This is a genomic window from Segatella hominis, from assembly GCF_004535825.1.
In the GTDB taxonomy this organism is placed as follows: Bacteria; Bacteroidota; Bacteroidia; order Bacteroidales; family Bacteroidaceae; genus Prevotella; species Prevotella hominis.
In genome coordinates, this window is record NZ_SGVY01000106.1 from 1 (window position 1) to 2719 (window position 2719).

At 42.8% G+C, this 2719-nt stretch carries 5 protein-coding genes; 1 reads left to right on the forward strand and 4 read right to left on the reverse strand.

All coding sequences use genetic code 11. The features are described 5' to 3' along the window. Positions 1 to 519, forward strand: a 519-nt coding sequence (locus tag EXN75_RS17155) for a PcfJ domain-containing protein (RefSeq protein WP_187349108.1), incomplete at its 5' end; no start/stop codon positions are given. A 317-nt stretch (positions 520 to 836) separates the two neighbouring features. On the opposite strand, the gene EXN75_RS18425 is transcribed toward EXN75_RS17155, so the two are convergent. The 4 genes from EXN75_RS18425 to EXN75_RS17170 form a co-directional block, all read right to left on the reverse strand. Beyond that, positions 837 to 1115 (reverse strand): DUF3408 domain-containing protein, encoded by a 279-nt coding sequence (locus tag EXN75_RS18425; RefSeq protein WP_246031461.1) that lies wholly within the window; start codon positions 1113 to 1115, stop codon positions 837 to 839. A gap of 300 nt (positions 1116 to 1415) precedes the next feature. Beyond that, positions 1416 to 1583 carry a hypothetical protein gene (locus EXN75_RS17935; protein ID WP_005823744.1) on the reverse strand — a complete coding sequence of 56 codons (168 nt, stop codon included), beginning with the start codon at positions 1581 to 1583 and terminating at the stop codon, positions 1416 to 1418. A 19-nt stretch (positions 1584 to 1602) separates the two neighbouring features. Further along, entirely contained in the window at positions 1603 to 2247 is a 645-nt protein-coding gene (locus EXN75_RS17165) for a hypothetical protein (protein WP_246031462.1), read from the reverse strand. Between the two features lie 21 nt (positions 2248 to 2268). Next, positions 2269 to 2719: DUF3408 domain-containing protein (locus tag EXN75_RS17170; RefSeq protein ID WP_246031463.1), on the reverse strand; the 451-nt coding region annotated here is incomplete at its 5' end.

The window sequence follows — 2719 nt, forward strand, 5'->3', positions numbered from 1 at the left end:
AAATGGGCAGACTACATCTGTATGTTGGTAGAAATGGGCAAAGACATCAGAAGTCCACATTACATTTGTCCCGACAACCTTGAAGCCGAGCACGACAGAATATCCGAGAAAATCAGAGCAAAGAAAGAAAAGGAGCGCACCGAGGAGGAGATACGCAAGGCATTGAAGAACGAGGACAAGTTCAAGGAAATGAAGAGCCGTTTCTTCGGTTTGATGTTCACGGACGGCAATATCGTGGTGAGAATGCTTGAAAGCGTCAGGGAGCACGTTCTTGAGGGCAAGGCGATGCATCATTGCGTAGGCAGCGGTACAAACTATTCACTCAATCCCGACTGCATCATCTTCTCTGCAAGAATAGCCGAACAAAGGGTTGAGACCGTGGAGTTTTCACTCGAACAGATGAAAGTCGTACAATGCCACGGACTACAGAACAAGGACACCGAGCACCATGCCGACATCATCAACTTGGTGAACAGCAATGCAAGACTTATAGAGCAACGAATGGTTGCAACGACATAACACCACATTATTATAATTTAGGCGGAGCGATGAAAATTCGTTCCGCCACTTTCTTCATGAGCCGAGGAGCGGAAAGAAAGTGGCAAAGAACCGTTTTTTCCTTATCTGCGATGCTTGCAGAATAACAAAGGACAGCCCAAATCAAAAGGACTGTCCTTTATTCATAAATCGTTTTTTCTGTTCCTTGGGAGATAGTCCCATCTGGCGATTGACACTTTTGCTTACTAATGCGGCATGATGCCGTCCTATGGATTCAGTGGCAAGCTGAGATTTTAGCCGTAGTCTTTCTTTTTCATTGGCGTACTCTTAATTTATTGTCAGAGGCGATACGACTTGAGACCTTCATCGAATGCAGCCTTGATTTCGGCTGCATAGGCATTGAAGTGTTCGTTGATGATGTTATCCACATAACTTGCAATGGAAATCTTTCCCTTGCCTACGATACTGACAAATTTAGTCACACGCTCATGAATGTCCTCGCTGATGCCAACATGTCTGCCATATCTTGCGGTAAAACCTGCATTTGCCATGAACTTACCGACATACTGCTCAGCACGCTCTTTCTCCATTCTGTCGATTGGCTCAAATTCACCCACATCATAATTCTCATATGCTGCATCTTCATCAAAACACTCCTCCTTGTCGGAAATAGTTGACGATGTACGGTCTTGAAATGTCTCTTCAAGACAAGCGTCAATCTGTTTACCAACTTCCTCATTGTCTCTTCATAATTTCTCATGAAAGCCTCATACAACTCCTTGGCATCTGTCGAAGTGAGTTGTCCTTTACCACAGTTTTTTGTTTTGTCTGCCATAATCATTTTTTTAATTGTTATACAAATTCTCTGCTATTGAAATACTTGTTGACTATTGAAAATCCAACCTCAACAGTTTTTGTCAGATACCTGACATATGCAATTCCATCAACGCATCTATTTTGCGTTTAATAATCTTTGAGCGTTCTGCGATTTCAGCTTGTAGCTTTTCGCTGTCCATTTCCGAGAATATTTTGCCCACATGTGCAAATCTATCCTTTGTTGCATTGTTCTCTTCTGTTCTTTCCATAATTCTCCTTATTAAATTGTTATACAAAGTCGAGGATATTGAAGTCCTCTATACTGTCTGGCACCTTAAACTCTTTCTTTGGCTTGGAAATCTCTACAATCTTGTGAGTTTGCAAGTAGAAGGTGACGTAATCATGGATGTTCTTCTTGCACTCCTCGCTGTTCTCCATGAATTTCTCATAGAATTGGTTGCCATCCATCTCATGGAAAACCTTGCCTGCATGTCTTTTCTCCTTGTCCGTTGCTTTCGGTGCCTTGACGGTATTCACAGCTGCGTCAATGTCCTCAAAACTTGACCCTTTGGCTTGTGGCACATCGGCATCTCCTTCATTATCAGAATATTTCACACCAATATCTTCTATGCGAACATTCGTAAACACATCATCAAGCTGTTCGTCAGAAATCCGTGCCGTACTCTTTGGAGAATCGTCAAATGTCACGTCATTATCCGATACGGACATGGATTCTGTTTGTTTTTGTTCCGTTTCTTCTTTCTTCCGCAGTTGGGACACCTTGAAAAGACTTTTGCCTACAAGTGCCATCGGGTCGATAGGCGGTTTTTTCTCCTTTTCCTTGTCGTTCGCAACTTCAAGGAGCAACTTGTTGTAAAAATAGATAGTCCAAACATTGAATGCAGCCAAGACTATCAAGAATATAGTTTCCATTGTCATGCTTGTTCCTTTTTGTTACACATTCCAATCGTCAATCTCTTTTCTCAGCAAGCTGTTGATTTCTTCTTGGTTCTCTTCAAGATGTCTCTCAAGAATAAGGTCGATGTAACCACCGACTGTCAACTCATGCTTTGCGAGCACACTGACTATTCTTGAAATTCTCCTGTGTATCTCACGGCTGATATAAACGCATTGACGAGTCTTTATCTCGTTTCGCTTGAAGAATGCCGAATCGTAACTTTCCGAAGAAGCCTTGGGAGGCTTGCGTGAAATTGGCGACTTACCGGTCTGCGAGCATTGGGACTTCCAGCCAACCTCTTCTTTCTCTTCGGTATCTTTCACTTGGGATTGGGAAGCTCCGTCAAGAATGGATGCCGTTGTCGTGCCAATCTTGCTCTTGCCAATAGAGGCAATGAGCAGATTTTCATCTATTGCGTCAGTGTTGATTTTTCTGCTTACCATAGGC